The organism is Parashewanella sp. 2210YD4-3, assembly GCF_056591735.1.
In genome coordinates this window covers 81,236-99,811 of the sequence record NZ_JBWQOG010000001.1, presented here as the reverse complement: position 1 = coordinate 99,811, position 18,576 = coordinate 81,236, and the positions used below count along the sequence as shown (strand labels likewise).

General features: G+C 39.1%; 18 protein-coding genes and 3 tRNA genes. 5 read left to right on the top strand and 16 right to left on the bottom strand.

The window, feature by feature from the left end; translation table 11 throughout:
- Nucleotides 1-5: 5 nt before the first annotated feature.
- A complete protein-coding gene (locus tag AC1EU0_RS00430) occupies nucleotides 6-1,013 on the bottom strand; it encodes an isocitrate dehydrogenase (RefSeq protein WP_480299914.1) in 1,008 nt (335 codons plus the stop codon).
- A gap of 220 nt (nucleotides 1,014-1,233) precedes the next feature.
- On the opposite strand from AC1EU0_RS00430, the gene AC1EU0_RS00425 reads away from it, so the two are divergent.
- The gene (locus AC1EU0_RS00425; RefSeq protein ID WP_480299913.1) at nucleotides 1,234-4,041 is read left to right on the top strand and encodes a S9 family peptidase; all 2,808 of its coding nucleotides are present in this window, start codon (nucleotides 1,234-1,236) and stop codon (nucleotides 4,039-4,041) included.
- Nucleotides 4,042-4,139: 98 nt separating this feature from the next.
- On the opposite strand, the gene AC1EU0_RS00420 is transcribed toward AC1EU0_RS00425, so the two are convergent.
- From AC1EU0_RS00420 to AC1EU0_RS00395, 6 genes are all read right to left on the bottom strand, one after another.
- Entirely contained in the window at nucleotides 4,140-4,568 is a 429-nt protein-coding gene (locus AC1EU0_RS00420) for a hypothetical protein (protein WP_480299912.1), read from the bottom strand.
- A 152-nt stretch (nucleotides 4,569-4,720) separates the two neighbouring features.
- Nucleotides 4,721-5,071, bottom strand: coding sequence for a DUF3147 family protein (locus tag AC1EU0_RS00415; protein WP_480299911.1), 351 nt, complete (start codon nucleotides 5,069-5,071; stop codon nucleotides 4,721-4,723).
- A 338-nt stretch (nucleotides 5,072-5,409) separates the two neighbouring features.
- Nucleotides 5,410-5,796, bottom strand: a complete 387-nt coding sequence (locus AC1EU0_RS00410) for a DUF3192 domain-containing protein (RefSeq protein WP_480299910.1) — start codon at nucleotides 5,794-5,796, stop codon at nucleotides 5,410-5,412.
- Nucleotides 5,797-5,831: 35 nt separating this feature from the next.
- Nucleotides 5,832-6,587, bottom strand: a complete 756-nt coding sequence (gene xni, locus AC1EU0_RS00405; protein ID WP_480299909.1) for a flap endonuclease Xni — start codon at nucleotides 6,585-6,587, stop codon at nucleotides 5,832-5,834.
- Nucleotides 6,584-7,939 (bottom strand): nucleotide 5'-monophosphate nucleosidase PpnN, encoded by a 1,356-nt coding sequence (ppnN, locus tag AC1EU0_RS00400; protein ID WP_480299908.1) that lies wholly within the window; start codon nucleotides 7,937-7,939, stop codon nucleotides 6,584-6,586. The genes xni and ppnN overlap by 4 nt, the downstream gene beginning before the upstream one ends.
- Nucleotides 7,940-8,056: 117 nt before the next feature.
- A complete protein-coding gene (locus AC1EU0_RS00395) occupies nucleotides 8,057-9,610 on the bottom strand; it encodes a GGDEF domain-containing protein (protein WP_480299907.1) in 1,554 nt (517 codons plus the stop codon).
- Between the two features lie 389 nt (nucleotides 9,611-9,999).
- On the opposite strand from AC1EU0_RS00395, the gene AC1EU0_RS00390 reads away from it, so the two are divergent.
- Nucleotides 10,000-11,790 (top strand): M61 family metallopeptidase, encoded by a 1,791-nt coding sequence (locus AC1EU0_RS00390; RefSeq protein ID WP_480299906.1) that lies wholly within the window; start codon nucleotides 10,000-10,002, stop codon nucleotides 11,788-11,790.
- Between the two features lie 61 nt (nucleotides 11,791-11,851).
- Here the strand turns inward: AC1EU0_RS00390 and AC1EU0_RS00385 are convergent, their stop codons facing one another.
- A complete protein-coding gene (locus AC1EU0_RS00385; RefSeq protein ID WP_480299905.1) occupies nucleotides 11,852-12,289 on the bottom strand; it encodes an OsmC family protein in 438 nt (145 codons plus the stop codon).
- 370 nt (nucleotides 12,290-12,659) lie between these two features.
- Between AC1EU0_RS00385 and hpf the strand changes: the two genes are divergently transcribed.
- Nucleotides 12,660-13,016: a ribosome hibernation-promoting factor, HPF/YfiA family gene (hpf, locus tag AC1EU0_RS00380; protein ID WP_480299904.1), complete on the top strand. Its 357-nt coding sequence runs from the start codon at nucleotides 12,660-12,662 to the stop codon at nucleotides 13,014-13,016.
- Between the two features lie 42 nt (nucleotides 13,017-13,058).
- On the opposite strand, the gene AC1EU0_RS00375 is transcribed toward hpf, so the two are convergent.
- The 4 genes from AC1EU0_RS00375 to AC1EU0_RS00360 all read right to left on the bottom strand — a co-directional run bounded on the left by AC1EU0_RS00375 (nucleotide 13,059) and on the right by AC1EU0_RS00360 (nucleotide 15,493).
- A complete protein-coding gene (locus tag AC1EU0_RS00375) occupies nucleotides 13,059-13,619 on the bottom strand; it encodes a chalcone isomerase family protein (protein ID WP_480299903.1) in 561 nt (186 codons plus the stop codon).
- An 83-nt stretch (nucleotides 13,620-13,702) separates the two neighbouring features.
- A complete protein-coding gene (locus AC1EU0_RS00370) occupies nucleotides 13,703-14,182 on the bottom strand; it encodes a DUF2947 domain-containing protein (protein WP_480299902.1) in 480 nt (159 codons plus the stop codon).
- A gap of 94 nt (nucleotides 14,183-14,276) precedes the next feature.
- On the bottom strand, nucleotides 14,277-14,840 hold the full coding sequence (locus AC1EU0_RS00365) for a GspH/FimT family pseudopilin (protein ID WP_480299901.1): 564 nt from the start codon (nucleotides 14,838-14,840) through the stop codon (nucleotides 14,277-14,279).
- A gap of 146 nt (nucleotides 14,841-14,986) precedes the next feature.
- Nucleotides 14,987-15,493, bottom strand: coding sequence for a GspH/FimT family pseudopilin (locus AC1EU0_RS00360; RefSeq protein WP_480299900.1), 507 nt, complete (start codon nucleotides 15,491-15,493; stop codon nucleotides 14,987-14,989).
- A 130-nt stretch (nucleotides 15,494-15,623) separates the two neighbouring features.
- On the opposite strand from AC1EU0_RS00360, the gene glnB reads away from it, so the two are divergent.
- A complete protein-coding gene (glnB, locus tag AC1EU0_RS00355; protein ID WP_480299899.1) occupies nucleotides 15,624-15,962 on the top strand; it encodes a nitrogen regulatory protein P-II in 339 nt (112 codons plus the stop codon).
- Between the two features lie 306 nt (nucleotides 15,963-16,268).
- Entirely contained in the window at nucleotides 16,269-17,567 is a 1,299-nt protein-coding gene (locus tag AC1EU0_RS00350; RefSeq protein ID WP_480299898.1) for an NAD(P)/FAD-dependent oxidoreductase, read from the top strand.
- Nucleotides 17,568-17,628: 61 nt separating this feature from the next.
- Here the strand turns inward: AC1EU0_RS00350 and AC1EU0_RS00345 are convergent, their stop codons facing one another.
- The 4 genes from AC1EU0_RS00345 to AC1EU0_RS00330 form a co-directional block, all read right to left on the bottom strand.
- Nucleotides 17,629-18,087 (bottom strand): hypothetical protein, encoded by a 459-nt coding sequence (locus tag AC1EU0_RS00345; RefSeq protein ID WP_480299897.1) that lies wholly within the window; start codon nucleotides 18,085-18,087, stop codon nucleotides 17,629-17,631.
- Nucleotides 18,088-18,247: 160 nt separating this feature from the next.
- Nucleotides 18,248-18,323 (bottom strand) — tRNA-Phe (locus tag AC1EU0_RS00340).
- Between the two features lie 45 nt (nucleotides 18,324-18,368).
- Nucleotides 18,369-18,444 (bottom strand) — tRNA-Thr (locus AC1EU0_RS00335).
- 18 nt (nucleotides 18,445-18,462) lie between these two features.
- Nucleotides 18,463-18,538: transfer RNA gene (locus AC1EU0_RS00330), tRNA-Phe, on the bottom strand.
- Nucleotides 18,539-18,576 lie beyond the last annotated feature (38 nt).

Below are 18,576 nucleotides of genomic sequence, written 5' to 3'. Positions count from 1 at the left end.
AACGCTTATAGTCTTTCTAATACAGCATCAGTGAAATCAGTAGTACCGTGAGTACCGCCTAAGTCACGAGTTGTACGATCACCAGATTCAATCACATCAGCAACAGCTTTACGAATATTCTCTGCTTTATCAGCCATACCTAAGTGTTCTAGCATTTGGATAGAAGCTAGGATCACTGAAGTAGGGTTCGCTAGGTTTTGACCAGCGATGTCAGGTGCAGAGCCGTGTACAGCTTCAAAGATAGCCGCATCTTTACCGATGTTTGCACCAGGAGCCATACCTAAACCACCAACAAGACCCGCACATAGATCAGACAGAATGTCACCGAACAGGTTAGTCGTAACGATCACGTCGAAATTTTCTGGGTTCATAACCAACTTCATGCACGTTGCATCAACAATCATTTCTTCAGTTTCGATGTCTGGGTATTTCTCACCCACTTCTTTCGCTACTTTTAAAAATAGACCAGAAGTCGACTTCATGATGTTGGCTTTGTGAACGATGGTTACTTTCTTGCGGTTTTCGTTACGAGCAAGCTCATAAGCGAAAGTGGCAATTTTTTCTGCACCTTCACGGGTGATAACTGACATTGCTTCAGCTGTGCAACCATCTTCAGAAACGGTTTGACCAAGACCTGAGTACATGCCTTGCGTGTTTTCACGAATAGTGATGATATCAATGTCTTCGTAACGAGCTTGAGTGCCTTTAAATGAAAGCACTGGACGTACGTTTGCGTACAAAGAAAACTTTTTACGCAACGTTACGTTGATAGAAGTAAAACCGCCACCAACTGGAGTCGTTAATGGACCTTTAAGGGTGATCTTGTTTTTTTCAATTAAATCTAGAGTTTGTTGCGGAAGTAGTTCACCGTGCTTCTCTAGAGCGACTAAACCGGCATCAGCAAATTCATATTCAAAATCACAACCGACTTTATCTAGGATTTTTAGAGCAGAATCAATAATGCTTGGACCAATCCCGTCGCCAGGGATCACGGTAATTGTACGTTTAGACATGAAATTTCCTTCAACAGCTTATTTTTTAATTTATTGTGCAAATGAATGTCACTATTTTGATTTTCTATGCAAACCAAAATAATTTATGACCTTATGGTATGACCACATATTTTAAACAGATTTCACTTTTTTTTACAGAAAATAGTGAGCTATATCGTTCTTTTTTCAATATTGTGAGATTATCTCATTAAAACTATTCCCAGAAAAAAGAGAGGATGACGTGAAGTTTTCAAAACTCGCCGCTGCACTAATGGTGACTGCTTCTGTAGTCATGGTTCCAGTGAGTGAGGCTGCAAAGCCGCTGACACTCCAAGATATAATGAAATTCGAATCATTAGCCAAACCTGTGGTTTCGGATAATGGTATAACTTTGGCTGTAGAAGCTAAGCCTGATAGAGGTGATAGCCGGGTAATTGTTAAGCTGCTTTCTTCACAAAAGCATTTTGACATAAAACTGGCATCCAACCCCAAAGTCAGTACTGATGGCCGATTTGTGGCAATGGTTAAAGCTGTTCCGTTACTCAAGCAGGTTACAGCTGATGCGAAAGAAAAGAAAAAATTAAAGTCCGGGCTCATCGTATTGGATACGCAAACCGGTGAGCAGCAAGTATTCGAAAAAGTAAAATCGTTCGAATTTAATAAAACGGGGTCGCATCTGTTAGTTCGCTTTGATGGTACTAGCAAAGACAAAAATAAAGACGATAAAGCTGTCGAATCTAAAAAAACTGAAAAAGATAAGTCGGTTTCTAATGATAAAGCAAAGGTTGATAAGTTTGATCAAGGCTACACGATTAAACTAATTGCCTTGGCAAAAGGTAAATCCAGAGAATACAAAGATGTCACGGCTTATCATTTTGATAAATACGGCAAAAACCTAGTTTTAGCTATTAATAACATTAAAAGCCAAGTCCATAGGTTAGACCGAATTAATTTATCGAGTAACCAAACACAAACATTATTTAAGTCTGATAGCCTTCAAGTCGGTAGCGTAGCAACATCAAATAATGGTGAATGGGCCGCTTTTACCTCAGGTAAAGCCGAAGACTTACCTTATGGACGAGAATATCAATTAAATCTTGTGTCGTTAACCGATAACAAAGTTACTCCGATTCGCAATAATTCAGATTGGAAAATAAACCGTTATAGTAAGTTATCGTTTTCGAAAAATAGTAAGCGTTTGTTTTTTGGTCGTGTCCCCGAAGTCAGCCAGCAATTAAGTTTAGCGAAAATTAACAATGTTGATGACTTATACAATGTCAATATCATTGATGATGAACGCAAACTTAGAGTGTGGAATGGTGATGATCCGCTCATTAAGCCAAATGAAATCAAGCAATATAAAAAAGAGTTAAAGCGCACATATTTAGCCGTGTTTGATCTTGATAAACAGGACATTGTTCAGCTGGGTGATACTCAGGTTAAAAATGTGCAAATGAGTGAGCAGCCAACTCGCTTATTAGCCAAAACCGATAAACCATATCAAAAAATGATCACTTGGGCTGGTTTCTATAGTGATTATTACCTTGTTGATATCGACTCTGGTAAACAAACTAAGGTGCTAACCCAATATCCAACGTATTGGCAGCCGTCTTTGTCACCTAAAGGCAATTACTTAGCGTACTATTATCTTGGTAATATTTATCTTTATGATGTTGCCAGCAAAACCAAAACCAATGTATCTAAAGGCTTAAAAGTTGGGTTTGCAAACGAAGACCATGATTACCCATCTAACCCGCCTGGATATGGATTTGGACCGTGGATTGACGGCGAACAGGCGCTCTTAGTCTATGACAAATACGATATTTGGCGTCTAGATATTGCTAGCGGTAAGATGACTAAACTTACCAGTGGGCGCAAACAAAAGGTTCAATATAGAGTTACTGGCTTAGCGAAAGCTGATGAACCAACATGGTTGAAGTCTGATGAAAAAGTGTTGTTAAAAGGATATAACGACCGCACTAAGTCTGATGACTTTTATCGCCTTAACTTAGCTGGTGGAACGGAGCAGTTAACCGCTGAACCAGTGAAATTAAAAGTGCTTGCGCGTAGTAAAGATGCCAAGACTTTGATTTACTCTAAAGAGCGTTATGACATCTTCCCTGATCTTTTTGCGGCAAAAGATTATTTAAATCCTCAGCAAGCCGATCAACAAACGAATTTGAACAAGCAGATTGAAGCATTCAACTGGAGCAGCGCTGAATTAGTTCATTGGACTAACTCAGATGGTAAACAGTTAGATGGCGTTCTGATAAAGCCTACAAATTATCAAGATGGTAAGCGTGTTCCTGTGCTTGTATATTATTATCGATTTATGAGTGACAGGTTGCATTCATTCCCAGATATGAAATTAAATCATAGACCGAACTTCGCTTGGTTTGTCGATAATGGCTATGCGGTATTCTTGCCAGATATTCGTTTTGAAGTCGGTTACCCCGGACCTTCATCTGTTAAAGCACTCACTTCGGGTGTACAGCACTTAATTAATATGGGAGTGGCCGATCCAAAAGCCATTGGTATTCAAGGGCATTCTTGGGCTGGCTATCAAACGGCTTATGCGGTTACTCAAACTAATATCTTTGCCGCAGCAGTGAGTGGCGCGCCAGTATCGAACATGACTAGTGCCTACAGTGGTATTCGTCATGCCTCGGGTTTGGCTCGTCAGTTCCAGTATGAAACAGGGCAAAGCCGTATTGGTAAACCATTATATGCAGACCCGTTAAAGTACATTGAAAACTCCCCTGTGTTTTATGCTGATCGTATTCAGACGCCTATGATGATCATGTTTGGTGATAAAGATGGCGCTGTACCATGGGAGCAAGGTATTGAAATGTATTTGGCTATGCGCCGAGCTGGCAAGGATGTAGTGATGCTTCAATATCAAGGTGAACCACACCACCTTAAACAATATCCAAATAAATTGGATTACTCTATAAAGATGATGCAGTACTTTGATCATTATTTGAAAGGCAAACCAGCGCCTAAATGGCTAATGCAAGGTGAGCCATACTACGAATATAAAAAACATTAGGTTAGAGGTTAAATTAAACAGTAGGATTGCTCTGTGACGGGGCTTTCCTACTATTTCGTTGCTTAGGAAGTTCTTTTAAACTGCTCATTACGTTAATGCTAAGATCTAGCAACACGCTCCAATACTTCACATGTAGTTAGTGTCGAAATGATGCCTTGAGCAGCACCTGCAAGTTGCAAAGTTGGGGATGCTGATTTAGCGAAGAAGAACAGGATTGTTCCGCCAGCTGTTTTGAATGCAATTGAAGCTTTAAAGCTTTTGGTTGCATCAACTGCAACATGTTGCGGTTCGTATTCTTGAGAAAAAAATAACTCAATAGCCGTTTGAGCTGTGCTACTAAATGTTCCAGCCCCTAGAGCGACGGGTAAAGGTAAAAAAGTTGAGGCCGCTAATGAGTGACTTACAAGGTTAACACTCCACCGTTTTGCCATTAATAAATAGGGATTTTCACTTCTGTCGTATTGCTCTGATATCTGTTGAGCTAAATTTGGTTCCCCTGCAGGGGGAGTCATCAGATCCGCTGCCATTGTATTTACCTATTTTAAAAATTTGTCTTTAATACTCTGCGAATTAGGTTCATATTACTAATTACTAAAATGCATAAAATATGTTTAAAACCATGGGTATAAGTTAAATAAGGCATGGTGTGGCAGCGCTTAAACTATGATTAACTTGCTGTTTATAGCAAGTTAACACCAAACAACTTTGCAAAAGCTGAAAAGCCCCAAAAGCAGACAATAGAGATAAGAGCACATATTCCCAATGTCACCCAAAAGCTAAAACGGGCATGAAGATATGGAAACGCCAAAAACATAGGTAAGGTGGGTACAACGTACCAGAAGGTATACCAAGCATGGTTATCAAGTTTTTCGGTACTTTGACCTTCAATATACATCCATATGAGAGCTAAAATTGTAACCATAGGTAAGGCTGCGGTGAGGGCGCCGAGTTTATCGCTTCGCTTAGCTATTTCAGAAACAGCAACAATGACTGCTGCCGTGATCAAATATTTGGTGATTATCCAATACATCTCGTTAGTTCATACAAATCAAAGGATAACTGCAGTTTTATACTATTTTATACCAACTCTCAATTAGGGCGTGTTGATCTTTCGTGATTATTTTTGCAGCGATAAATTGGTTATCTTATGCTAGGCAGAGTTTGTGCGGTGTAGTTACTCTACATAAACAAACGATAACGCAGCAGAAGTGACCAATTTACGCTGTCTTCGATGCTTTTGAGCACTTCCTGTTCTGTGTTGTGACCAGCTTACTTAGATGACTAAGCTTCACTGCTCACGCCTTGAACATAAAAGTGCTCAAATAGCACAAAATTTAATCCTGAAAGATCAACACGCCCTAGTTTTATTTAAATTGTTAACTTGGCATCAAGATATTGTTTGTAGGTATCGGGGCCCCAAGCTACAAGATGATCATCGACAAATAGTAATGGTGTACATTCATCTTTTGTGGTTTTACCGTCAGACTTACCATGATGAGTGCGATAAAACAGTACTAGCATTTTCTTATCATCACTGGTTTTAGCTTCGCTAAAGTCGGCTGCACCTAATTTGCTTCTGACGAGTTCAATATGTTGACCGAGGCTTAATTGTGTCAGGGCATGTTGATTATGAGCTTGTCTATCTTCCCAATCCATATCGGCGATGGTGGGTTCATAATTAGTGACCGCAATAGCAACAAAGACGGTATAAACAGCAAAACCAATGCCGATAATTAAGGGGACTTTTGATTTCATTTTGATTTCCGTATTCTGTTTATATAGAGATAAAGTTAATTTATTCTAAAGTCGCTCAGCCGAGCTTTCAATGGTGAGTTTGTAACCATTTTTGAAAGCTTGTAGCTTACTCTTGCCATATCTTTGCCGTCAGCCAACTTCTTAGCTTGCTTTTCGCCTAATGTATCCAGTGAATTGTAGATATTAGAGATATTTCTGAACGTTTTTAATAACTCAGCAGCAGACTTCGGACCTATGCCAGCAATGCCGGGTATTTTATTACCACTGGAGCCAGCGAGAGCCCAAAATTCTAGGAATTGGTTTTGTTCTACGCCATATTTTTGCTCTAGTTTTTTAACATCAAAGTATTGTTGAGCATAGTGATCCCACTGCTTTATGCTAGGGTGCAATAATTGAGTAAAGCCAGCATCGGTTGAGACTATAATTGCTTCATCACCATGTTCGGCTAACTTGGTGGCAAGGGTGGCTATCGCGTCATCCGCTTCTGATTCAGCGGTAAGGCTAAACCAACCTCTTTCATTAAACTCAGTTTTTATTTGCTTGAGACCTTGATTTAGAGCCTCTGGCATAGGTTTACGACCTTTCTTATAGTCTTGGTAAAGCTCTTTTCTCCACGACTCTTTGCTACCCTCCCAAACAAACACTAGATGAGTCGGGGTATGAAAGCTAATGAGCTTTTGAGTTGCTGATACTAGCCTCAAAGTTAAGGCATCCATATCTGACTCATCCGGTTGAGTAGCATGCATACGGCGGATCAAATTAAGCGCATCTATTATCAGTAAACGATTCATTTGTTCACCTGATAACAAGGTGTGTATTTACTTCCTGGTAGTTTCATACGCTCTTGAACTACAAACGCCGTAAGCAGTTTGTCCATCATCGTCATTAATTTTTTGTCTCCATTGATATGAAATGGTCCATGTTCTTTTATAAGTTGGATGGTTTCACCTTTTACGTTCCCTGCCACAACGGCGGAAAAGGCTCGTCTTAAGTTAGCCGCAAGCTCTGACTTTTCCATATTAAAGTCGAGTGAAAGTTCACTGACATTTTTGTGGTTAGGATTAAAAGGTTGCTGAAATTGACCGTCAATATGCAGCTCCCAAGCAAAGTGGTAAGAGTCACCTGAAGAGCGACGGTACTGTTTAATCTCGGCCATACCTTTAGCCATTAATTGTGCCACTTCTTTGGGATTATCAATAACAATTTTATATTTGCTTTGAGCTTCAGCGCCTAAAGTGCTTCCTATAAATTTATCAATTTCTTTAAAGTAATCAGCCGACTCTTTTGGGCCTGTTAAAACGACAGGCATAGGATTATGTTTATTTTTCGGGGACAATAAAATACCTAACAAATAGAGTAATTCTTCGGCTGTACCTGCTCCACCGGGAAATATGACTATACCGTGGCCTAATCGCATAAAAGCTTCAAGGCGTTTTTCGATATCAGGAAGAATAACTAACTCGTTAACGATTTGATTCGGTGGCTCAGAGGCGATGATACTTGGCTCAGTTAATCCAATATAGCGAGCTTGGTAGTTACGCTGCTTAGCATGGCCAATAGTAGCTCCTTTCATGGGGCCTTTCATGGCTCCCGGGCCACAACCTGTGCAGATATCTAGGCCTCTGAGGCCGATTTGATAGCCCACTTCTTTAGTGTAAAGGTATTCGTGTTGTTTAATGCTATGGCCGCCCCAGCAAACAACAACATTGGGGAGTTGTTTTTTTGTTATAGCCTGAGCATTGCGCAGAATATCAAACACGACATTGGTTATGTGAAAAGGCTTGTTCAGATCTAAGTTTTTAATGTTGTCGTATTTGTTGCTTAAGTAAACGATATCTCGCAGTACACTAAATAACAATTCTTGTGTACCTGCGATAATTTTTCCATCTACAAAAGCTTTCGCTGGAGGGTTAACGAGTTCAAGTTTTACACCTCTAGCTCGTTGAATAACATGAATATCAAAGTCTTGATGGAGCGAAAAAAGGTCTTCATCGCTGTCTGATTGTAAACCAGCACAAAGAACGGCTAAAGAACAACGTCTGAATAATTGATATAGCTCACTGGATGCACTGTGTTTGAGCCGTTTAGCCTCAAACTGAGACATAAGCTCCATACTTCCTCGGGGACTGATGTACTTTCTCATATTTCCTCCAAGTCTTCTTATTTTAACCTGAGTTCTGTATTTAAATTCAAAATGTTATTGATTTCGTTATACAGAGCGAAGGTTATGAACGTCAACGTCAGAGCTTGAAATTATGGGTTAGAAATCAATGATTACTTTATTTCTTCCTTGCTCTTTCGCTTGATAGAGTGATGCATCAGCACGGTTAAACGTGTTGTCTACACTTTCACCAGATGATACTTTGGCTGCCCCGATTGAAAGGGTAACGGTGAGAGGTTGACCTTTAAATTTAAAGGGGATGCTTTTTATTCTGTCTTTTACCCTTGATAATAGCGGTTGGATATTATCATTGCGAACATTTGGTAAGACTAATACGAATTCTTCGCCACCATAACGGGCAACAAACTCACTGTCTCTTAATGCACTTTTAATGGCTTTAGCGATAACTTGAAGGGTTTTATCTCCAGTGCTATGGCCAAAGTCATCATTAATTCTCTTAAAGTGATCAATATCAGCTACCGCGATCCAAAGATCTGAATGTTGTCTTTTGACTTTTTGATACTCAATGTTGAGCTTTTCCTCTAAGGCTGTTCTGTTAGGAAGTTGAGTTAGAGGGTCAAGTAAATTAAGTTTTTGCTGTTCTTGTAGCTTGTCTTTATAAAACGAAACTTCATCGGTTAACTGGCTTAACTCATTTTGCATCGAATTTATAGAGTATTGCAGTTGTTGTTTATCTCTTTGCTCTATTCGCTGCTTTTGTGTAAGAACAGTCTGCAATTCGCCTAGTTGACTTCTAATTTGTTGCTTTAGCTCGTTAATATCGTCTGTAATTGAAAGAGATACACCCACATTGGCTATATGATTACTCGCCGCTTGGTTCAATTCTTGTTGGATGGAGTGACAGTTTTCACTTTGCACTTGCATGGTGCTAGTGATGTTACCAACCGTTGAAAGCGTTTGATTTAGGATGCTTAAAAACTCTTGGGCAGAACTTTTCTCCCGAAGTAAATTATCAACGACCAAGCTTAAAATATCATGATAGGCAGAGAGCAGTTCATTAAAATCAATTTTATTCGCCAATACCGCTTGAATGGTACAAACTTTATCTCGTTGCTCGGCCTTAAATTCTATATCGGCAATGATACTGTCTAGCTCACGAGCTAAAGCAATGTGCTTTTCTTCAAGTTCAAATTCAAGCTCTTGAGAGAATTGCAACTCTAATACTTTTTCATAATGCTCGATAAGTTGCTCTATTTTAGGTAAATACTCCCATACGGTATGAAAAGGTTTTTTCATTTCATTTTTGAAGTAAATAAGCTCGCGTTTATTTTTTTCAGGTAAAGACTTTACCCGTTGAAGTTGGCTGGCAACTCTGGTTAAGCCATGGCGGCTTTCATCAAGGCTTAAAGTTAATTGCCGGTGTTGGGTTTGCAATGCACGCTCAATATCATTGATGTCTTGCTGATAGGTGCCAATATCTTCAAATCTGGTGAGCTGCCTACGCAATTTTGCTAGCTTGTTATCAAGCTCAAGGTTTTGACCTTTACTCGCAATGCTGAGATCAGAAATAAAATTTAATAGGCGCTTGTACTTATCATCTCTGTCTTGAAGTACTGCTTTTAATTCTGATTTGCAGTCTAAGAGTTGTTGCTTTAGTTCGTGAGTCGTAATTTGTACTGCAGTATCCTTCATACTCTGCTTCCCTTCTAAAAGGCTACTAAAAAATCATACTCGGGGATGGTGAGTGTGAATAAAATGATTCATTTTCGTAGGTCTTATCTGGTTGTCAAACTTCCTCGTTATTATAAATGAGAGTTTGTTACCCTTGTCACAAGTTTTATGATGAGTTAGTTAAAAAATCATTATAAAGAACATAAAAAGACCTGAACCTAATGGTATCGAAATGAATATTTGGGTCAATCATTGTTGATGAAAAATGTTGATAATATGTATCCTTTTTGAAATTTTTTATGTCTATCCATTTTAATTTACTCGGAACTGTGATTCTGGTTATTGAATTTGAACCAAGATTGTTATACTCGCGACTAGATTAGTTTGCTAAAAATAATAAGGATAGATTTGTGAATATCGGCAACAAGTTTTGGCTTCCCGTTTCTCTGCTATTTTCAGCTCCAGTATTCTCCCAAGTAACTTACACCATAGATTTAACTCAGCCTGAGCATCATATGGCAAAAGTGGAAGTGGCTTTTCCGAAAGTAAACTCTGACGAACTTACTGTGAATCTTCCTGTATGGCGAACAGGCAAGTACAAAGTTTTGCCAACGGCTGATGGCGTTCGTAACTTTGTGGCAAAAGATGCTAAGGGTAAGACGTTAGATTGGACTCGAACAGAGACTGGTTCTTGGCAAATTGAGCTTGATAAACCTTCTAAAGTTACCGTTAGCTATAACCTATATGCCAATGAATTAGGTACACGTACTCGCCATATTAGCAGTACCCATGCTTATTTAGATGCTAGTGCGGTGTTTATGTATAGCCCTGAGTTCAAGAATGATGAATTAAATGTTGAGCTTAAGGTTCCTAGAAAGTGGAAAAGTTATTCAGGATTAAATTCTGATGGCAAAAATGCCTTTGTTGCTCCAAATTATGACGTATTAGTAGATTCTCCGATTGAAACAGGGATCAGTCACCATCGCAGCTTTAAAGCTGATGGTAGAGATTATGAGTTAGTCATTTGGGGAGAAGGGAACTACAACATTGACCAAGTTGTGACGGATCTAAAAAAGATCAGTGGTCAAGCTCACCGTTGGTGGGATAGTTACCCATTTAAGCGATACGTTTATATGGTGCACGCAACGAGTGGTGCAAGAGGGGCAACTGAGCATTTAAACTCGACCATTATTCAGTTGCCTCGATTTATGTTTAGGGAGCGTAAAGATTATTTACGCTTTATCAGCACAGCTTCGCATGAGTTTATTCACACATGGAATGTGAAAGCTTATCGTCCAGCTGAAATTGCGAATTATGATTACCAGCATCCAAAACTGACTGAGTTACTTTGGTTAGCTGAGGGCTCAACCAGCTATTTCCAAAATCAATTGTTATTGACTGCGGGAGTGATGACGCCAAAAGAGTACTTTGCTGATTTAGCTAAACGTATTACTTCAAACATGAATAAGCCTGGCAAGCAGGTTCAGTCTGTGGCGCAATCGAGTGCGAATGAGTGGACGTCAACAGGTGGTGATTACGCTCATAATAACAGCGTGAATATCTACTCTGAAGGCTACATGGCCTCGTTGGCGTTAGATATGTCGATGTTGAATGATACTAAGCTTAAGCACAGCTACCGTGACGTTCATCGTGAGCTTTATCGTGATTATAAACTGCCTAAAGGCTATACCAATGATGATGTAAAAAATATCATTAAAAACCTAACGGGTAAGTCTTATGAAAGGTGGTGGCAGTCTCATATTAGTGAGCCTTCTACCTTGAACTTTAAAGCCTTATTAGCAAATGCTGGCTTAAAGTTGAAGTTTGGTAAGAAGAAAGTTTATTCAGGGATGACGTTATCTAGCGGAAGTTTGACACTTTCAAAAGTCTCTAAAAATAGCCCTGCTTGGAATGCTGGTATAGGGGCAGGAGATCAAATTATTGCCATTAACGGACTAAAAGTTACCGCAGCAGGTTTCAAAAAGCGTTTAGAGGATTTTAAAGCCGATGACACGATTAAAGTGACGGCATTTAAAGATGATAAACTCCAACACTTCAAGGTTAAATTAGATGCTAAACCAGAAGGAAAAGTGCAAATCAAAGCCGTGGCTAACCCCACTAAAGCACAAAAAGCATTCATGAAAGCATGGTTAGGGATTAATTGGCCTTTTGATGCAAAAGGGAAATACTTAAAAAAGTAATGACTTTGCGTTAATGCCCTCTAGTGAAAGCAGCACCCATAGTGGTGCTGTTTTTGATCATCTAAACATTTATCAGCACCTTACTGTTTATGCTGTTAGCGATAAAACAGTTAGCGTGAGCTTTATCATGCATCTTTTGTAAGATTTCATCGTTGACTTCAGTTCCTTCAATAAACGTCACTCTGGGAGATAAAGTGATTTCTGTCACTGCTAGCTTTCCAGTTTCTAATTTACCTAAAGTAGCCACAGCCTTGTCTTGATAACTATGTACAGGCAAGCGTTTTAAATGCGCAATTGCGAGAAATGTCAGCATATGACAAGAAGAAAGTGCGGCAAGTAGACTTTCTTCTGGATTGACCATTTCAGGATTGCCTTTGTACTCTGGAGCAGAAGAAGCACTAACAATCTGACCACTGCCAAATTCAATCTTATGATCGCGAGTAAATTCGCCAGTATCTGAATTATCTTTTTCCCAATTGATTGAAACTGTAAATGTCATTTCAAAACTCCGAATTTTAGCTTTAGCTATTTTTTGTAGGGTTATATCACTTCGTGTATTAAATAGCACAAAATTTAATCCTTAAAGCTCAACACTCCTATGAGTAATGTACATTGAGTAGCTATTTTGTACCCAATATGTCGAGATACCTTGAACAGCAAATATAAGAAAAATATTAGCGAAAAAGCATTAGTTAAAGGGAGTTAGGTAGAGATAGGTAAAAAGAATTAGTGCTATTTGTTATTTTATTTTCTAAGGCTAGATGGCTTAAGTCGATCAAGATCACATTACAAATATTGGCTGAATGATATAACGAACGTTCGTATCAACGATGGGTCAAAGACTACATCACCCGTAAGAAGGAAACTCTATGAAAATAAATTTATCCGGTCACCACGTTGATGTTACCGAGTCGGTAAGAGAACACGTTAACGAAAAGTTTTCAAAAATTTCCAATCATTTCCCTAGTCTTATTTCACTTGATGTGATCATCTCCCAAGAACACGGCGAGTACGAAGTAGAAATTAGAACGAATTACGAAGGCGCAGCAATTTCTGCTTCGGGTAAAAATGACGTTATGTATCCAGCGATAGCTGAGGCGGCTAAAAAACTGGATGCCGCCCTCAAGCATAGGAAAGGTCATTTAAAGGCTGATAGACATCAAAAACCCAGCTGTACGACCCCTGAAATAGCCCACGAATATATTCAGCAAATGAAACTGACTTAATTTAGTGTTATCAGGTCCTAGTTGCGATATGCAACTAGGTGATTACTGATCAAGCATTTTCTTTTTAAGGCTACGTTGAGCTGGCTTTTTACCTAACCAAATATCAAATAATGCCTTAGTAAATGCTTGATTTTTAATGTCAGCTAGCGAGGTGCCATTTTTGTAGGCTACAACGTCTTGGCCTTTGTTTGAAACAAAAGTGAACTGATCGCCAACCTTGATACCTGAATCGAACAAAGACATAAATTTGTCAATTTCTGCTTTGATTGGTGCAACTTTTCCGTCAGTCGCGTCTTCAAAACCTTCAGCTATAGCATTCTGCATTTTCTCTTGAGTGATCATATCTGAAATAATATTCAGTCTAATCGCCACAGATCCCTGCTCAAACGCTGTTGCGAAATTGTCGTCACCATCAGGGAGATAAAGGCTACCAACATATAAATCAAAAAAGAATTTACTTCGAACACCAGCACCTTTCAGCTCCATTTTATGGTCAGCGATAACCGATTGCTGAGGCACATCTACACCTTCAATGGTTTTTGCTTGAAGCTGGAAAGAGCTCATTAATATCGTTAGTGGTAGGATTAACTTTGTAATTTTCATATTGACCTCAAAAGGTTAAGGCTCATTAGGAGTTGTCTATTTTATGTGGTTATTAAAATAGTACAAGATTTAATCGAAGAAAATCAGCCTCTATGACCTAACTGATATTCACCGTTTTGGTGGAACCAAACTACTTGTTTTTGTTCTTGAGAAAAGAGTAGTGGACCGTCATCGAAAAACAAAAAGCATTTCCAATTATTTTTAAAGGTCTTCCAATCAGTTTCAATAAGGTTGTATTTATCGTAGGCAAAATATACACAGGCCTCATCAGGCCATGTAATGTCTTCGGCTAACAATAAAGGCAAGCTAGTATCTTGGCTATCCCATGCTGACTGCCATGTATCTTCTTTTTTCCAGCTGTTGCTGCGAGCGGCCCAATCGCCTTTGGTAAATTGCTCAGAGTGGCTACTTTTATTGCTAATGAATCGATTCCACAACAACATTGAGCTTTTTTCAGTCAATGGCTTGATTAATGCTTTTTCTTGTTCAGAAACTGGAATTTCGTGGTTGTTGAATATCCATTTTCGTTTATAGAGTTCAAGAGGGATGTAGCTAGCAGTCAAAAAAAACTCCGTTTGGGTATCACAGACCCTTTGATATGAGACCCGTTGAGTATACCTGTTTCGTTATCTGAGGGCATCAAATTATCAATATGAGCTACTTTGTTTGATTGGAGCAACTTAGAGTTGAATCAATGAGTTTAGTTTGGCCACTTGTAAAAATTTTGATGCCTTTAGCTAAGGACGCGTTGTTATCAGGGCAGTAAATCAAGTCTACTGAGTTAACGGCAAAAATACCTTGTGGATTAAATGAAGAAACCTGCCCTTGAGCATCATAGGTGATATTCGAAAAGCGAAACTTGATTATATCGCCATCTTCAAATTTAGGGAGTTGACGTAATGTTTTTGATTTTACAGAAACGCTAGGGCCTCCTGCACCAGCAGGAGCAATAATAGTATAAACTGCCATTCCGTTGCGCCAATCATTGCCGCAAATAGTTCCCTTTGAATCTGATTTAGGGCAAACCGTTACAGAGCGATGGTAGCTAGTGGCTTGATTTCGAGCAAAAGTTAATAGAGATTGAATTTGTTTTATACTTTGTTCTGCACGGGTGTTTTGGTAAAAAGAAGTGAGTGAGGGAACACCTACACCAATTAAAATTGCAGCAACTGCAATGGTTACCATCATTTCCACTAGGGTAAATCCGTTTGTCTTTTCCATCGATACACTTACTACCAAAGCTGCACATCGGGCTAGTATATCCAGATTATGTTCATTAAAACCACAAAATAATGCTATTACTCTAAATTACTAGCCTGAAAGTTGTACAAACAGGCTGGTTTCTTTTAAATTCCTGCGAAAATGGGTTATTTGCAATCGACACGTTCAGTATTTCGTCTAACTCGGCCATTATTATTAATTCTTATTTGTTGTGACGCTTCATGCTCTTTCTTACTAGGGCAATAGGTTAGGGTTCCGGCAAGACTAGATAGAAAACCTGTAGCTAAAAATGTATAGGAAGCCTGGGAGCTTTTGATGTGATCACTGGCATCAAATGAAGGAATCCGGTTTAGTATTGCATCGTCGCCATCTTTCCTAAGGTTTCGGTTATCATCAATAAAAACGATAATTCCTTTAAGCCAGTCACCGCTACAGGTATTATTAATCGAAGGGCAGATGCTTACCGGTCTACCAAGAGACATAGCTTGATTTCGAGCAAAGTGAAAAGTATTTTGAATACGTTCGATATTACTATCAACACGAGTGTTATCATACAGGTTAGTAAGAGATGGAACACCAATAGCAAGTAGAATTGCTGCCACAGCAATTGTAACGGCGAGTTCTACTAGGGTTAATCCGTGTATAGATTTCATACCATCATCCATGAGGTAACTTTTGTTTAAATTTTAACCTCTTATTGGGTTAATAGAAAGAGTAACCTATACCAATATTAAGATTACGCGTTAAAATCGTTCAAAATATTCGAAACCGGAGAGTTTTTCGATGAAGAGAGTTGAAGCAATCATTAAGCCGTTCAAGCTTGATGATGTTAGGGAAGCACTGGCGGAAGTCGGTATTACAGGGATGACGGTTCTTGAGGTTAAGGGCTTTGGGCGTCAAAAAGGGCACACAGAATTGTATCGCGGTGCAGAATATATGGTGGATTTTCTACCAAAAGTAAAAATCGACATCGTAGTGCAGGATGAATTACTAGAACAAGCTGTCGAAACTATTGTTGATACTGCCCACACCGGAAAAATTGGTGACGGTAAAATTTTTGTGACCGATGTCGAGCGTGTGATCCGTATTCGTACAGGTGAAGAAAACGACGATGCTGTTTAAATATTTTAATTGCTGCCTATCATGCTCTGGGTAGGTGGCTGTTATTCCCATTTCAGTGATTGCATTCAATTTATAATTTGAACACTTACTTAATTTCCATCCTAAGTATTATTTTTTGTTCATAGTCTGCAGCTTAAAAAACTAGTACTTCGATGATTCTAGCTAGTTGTAGCAGTGTTTTGGAACAATCTAGCAAAATTCGCTCTTTTAGTAACTTTTTCTATTATTCTTACACTGTTAAGTTTTTTTTGGTAGATTAGAGTAACTCTAAATCTAGGTCAGACCAATTTACCATGCGGAGTTGATATGACAGTTAAGCGAATGGTGATCGTTGGAGGTGGAGCTGGTGGTTTAGCTTTGGCATCCAAATTAGGGCGAAAATTAGGTAAAAAGAAGAAACTTGATATTTGCCTAGTAGACAAAAGTCCAATTCATATATGGAAGCCGAAACTACACGAAGTTGCAGTAGGTGCAGTAGATCGCTCTCTAGATGGTTTGTTGTATCGAGACCATGGTTTAAAAAATGGTTATCGCTTCATGCGTGGGGAAGTGACAGGCTGCGATGTTGACTCTAAAAAATTGCAGTTAGCCCCAGTATTTGCAGAAGACGGTGAGTTACTATTGGCTGAGCGTGAGATTGGATACGACTATCTTGTATTAGCTTTAGGAAGTGTATCGAATACGTTCGGCACACCGGGTGCCATTGAAAACTGCATTTTGCTTGATAATCTTCAAAGTGCTGAGTTGTTTCATCAAAAACTGCTAGATGCATTGTTGCAGTTAAGCGAATCCGGTGAAAATAAAAAACTGGGTATTGGCATAGTCGGGGCTGGAGCAACAGGTGTGGAATTGGCTGCCGAATTATTTCATGTCATCGACACCGTTAATGAATTCGGCTATCAAAATGTTTCAGATGGTCATTTAGATGTCCACTTGATCGAAGCTTCACCTAAAATCTTACCGCAATTACCAGAAAGAATCGGCGCAAGAGCACAGTCATTACTTGATAGAATTGGCGTGAAGCTGCATATAGGGGTTCATGTTAAAGAGGTAACCAAAAAAGGCTTTGTTACCCATGATGACAATGTTATTCCTTCTGATATCAAAGTATGGGCGGCAGGTGTTCAAGGGCCTAAAGTATTTCAAAACTTTACTCAACTTCCTATCACTGGGCGTAATCAAATCCAAGTGGATGAGTTTATGAAAGTGAAAGGTGTAGAAGATATCTATGCTATTGGTGACTGTGTTGAACTAAAATTGTCTGACGGTAGGTTTGCTCCACCAAGAGCACAAGCAGCAGACCAGATGGCACACCAACTTTATAAAAACTTCATCGGTAAATTTAACGGTACTCGTGCTGAAAAAGCATTTGAATATAAAGATTATGGTTCATTAGTTTCATTAAGCCGATTTTCTGCGGTAGGTAACTTGATGGGAAATCTTAGATCTGGACAGTTCTTCGTTGAAGGACATGTAGCTCGTCTAATGTACATGTCTTTATACCAACGTCATTTATCTAGTTTATTCGGGTACTTTTCTGCATTGGTTTACCGATTAGCGCAAAAATTACTTCGTTGGCAACGGCCTAAGTTGAAATTACATTAGTTTTTATAAGCAGCAATTAAAGAGGCAACTTTGATTGCTGCTGTTAGGACTCACTGTGGTATTAATTCCAATCCTTACAAGTAGCCTCGCTACAGCTTAAACCCACCTGATCTTTGATATCACCGTTATAAATTTCCTGTTTTGTTTGGGTGTTGGTAACGACAATGTGAGTTGTTTTTTGATGAAAAAATTTGGGGTTGCTCAATACAACCTCCCCATGTTGATTTTCAGGAGGGAGATACAGAGGCGTTTTATTTTCCCACACGAGCTCAATTTCATTAGCTGATGCATTTTTAATGACGTAACAATCTGATGCTAGGTGTGCAACTTTACAAAGATCTGCCCCAGTTTTAGGTAAATCGGGGGCTGAAAAGTTATTTTCACTTTTACTCTTAAGAATATGCATTCCATCAAGGTGAAAATATGACTGTGGTTGTGAAGGAGCATGAGTGCTCGCTACAGCAAACGGAATACTAAAAGTCGCTAAGACTAAGCAAAGAGCTTTGGATGATGTGTTCATATGACGTTCCTAAATTTTAAGGAAAGTGACATGAAAATATTACAGGATAAAAAATTATAGGTAAGTTAAGTATTCTTAATTTTGGTATCAATTAAGTGAAAATATAAACCAACATATTGATTATAGATTGAAAATTGGAATCTTTAATTAAGATAAAAGATGGTGCCCGAACCCGGAATCGAACCAGGGACACGAGGATTTTCAATCCTCTGCTCTACCAACTGAGCTATTCGGGCTTATCTGAGATAAGCAGTATGCTTTATATCTTTAAAATAGAAAAATGGTGCCGACACCAAGAGTCGAACTCGGGACCTACTGATTACAAGTCAGTTGCTCTACCAACTGAGCTATGTCGGCACATTCTCTAAATAAAAATGGTGCCCGAACCCGGAATCGAACCAGGGACACGAGGATTTTCAATCCTCTGCTCTACCAACTGAGCTATTCGGGCTTCTTTCACTAGATATAACTTTGTTTTCAAAGCTGCTC

Excerpts from the sequence above, each read along its gene's own strand:
- AC1EU0_RS00430 (WP_480299914.1), bottom strand. The coding sequence starts at position 1,013 with ATGTCTAAACGTACAATTACCGTGATCCCTGGCGACGGGATTGGTCCA.
- AC1EU0_RS00420 (WP_480299912.1), bottom strand. The coding sequence starts at position 4,568 with ATGGCAGCGGATCTGATGACTCCCCCTGCAGGGGAACCAAATTTAGCT.
- AC1EU0_RS00415 (WP_480299911.1), bottom strand. The coding sequence starts at position 5,071 with ATGTATTGGATAATCACCAAATATTTGATCACGGCAGCAGTCATTGTT.
- AC1EU0_RS00410 (WP_480299910.1), bottom strand. The coding sequence starts at position 5,796 with ATGAAATCAAAAGTCCCCTTAATTATCGGCATTGGTTTTGCTGTTTAT.
- xni (WP_480299909.1), bottom strand. The coding sequence starts at position 6,587 with ATGAATCGTTTACTGATAATAGATGCGCTTAATTTGATCCGCCGTATG.
- ppnN (WP_480299908.1), bottom strand. The coding sequence starts at position 7,939 with ATGAGAAAGTACATCAGTCCCCGAGGAAGTATGGAGCTTATGTCTCAG.
- AC1EU0_RS00395 (WP_480299907.1), bottom strand. The coding sequence starts at position 9,610 with ATGAAGGATACTGCAGTACAAATTACGACTCACGAACTAAAGCAACAA.
- AC1EU0_RS00385 (WP_480299905.1), bottom strand. The coding sequence starts at position 12,289 with ATGACATTTACAGTTTCAATCAATTGGGAAAAAGATAATTCAGATACT.
- hpf (WP_480299904.1), top strand. The coding sequence starts at position 12,660 with ATGAAAATAAATTTATCCGGTCACCACGTTGATGTTACCGAGTCGGTA.
- AC1EU0_RS00375 (WP_480299903.1), bottom strand. The coding sequence starts at position 13,619 with ATGAAAATTACAAAGTTAATCCTACCACTAACGATATTAATGAGCTCT.
- AC1EU0_RS00365 (WP_480299901.1), bottom strand. The coding sequence starts at position 14,840 with ATGGAAAAGACAAACGGATTTACCCTAGTGGAAATGATGGTAACCATT.
- AC1EU0_RS00360 (WP_480299900.1), bottom strand. The coding sequence starts at position 15,493 with ATGAAATCTATACACGGATTAACCCTAGTAGAACTCGCCGTTACAATT.
- glnB (WP_480299899.1), top strand. The coding sequence starts at position 15,624 with ATGAAGAGAGTTGAAGCAATCATTAAGCCGTTCAAGCTTGATGATGTT.
- AC1EU0_RS00350 (WP_480299898.1), top strand. The coding sequence starts at position 16,269 with ATGACAGTTAAGCGAATGGTGATCGTTGGAGGTGGAGCTGGTGGTTTA.
- AC1EU0_RS00345 (WP_480299897.1), bottom strand. The coding sequence starts at position 18,087 with ATGAACACATCATCCAAAGCTCTTTGCTTAGTCTTAGCGACTTTTAGT.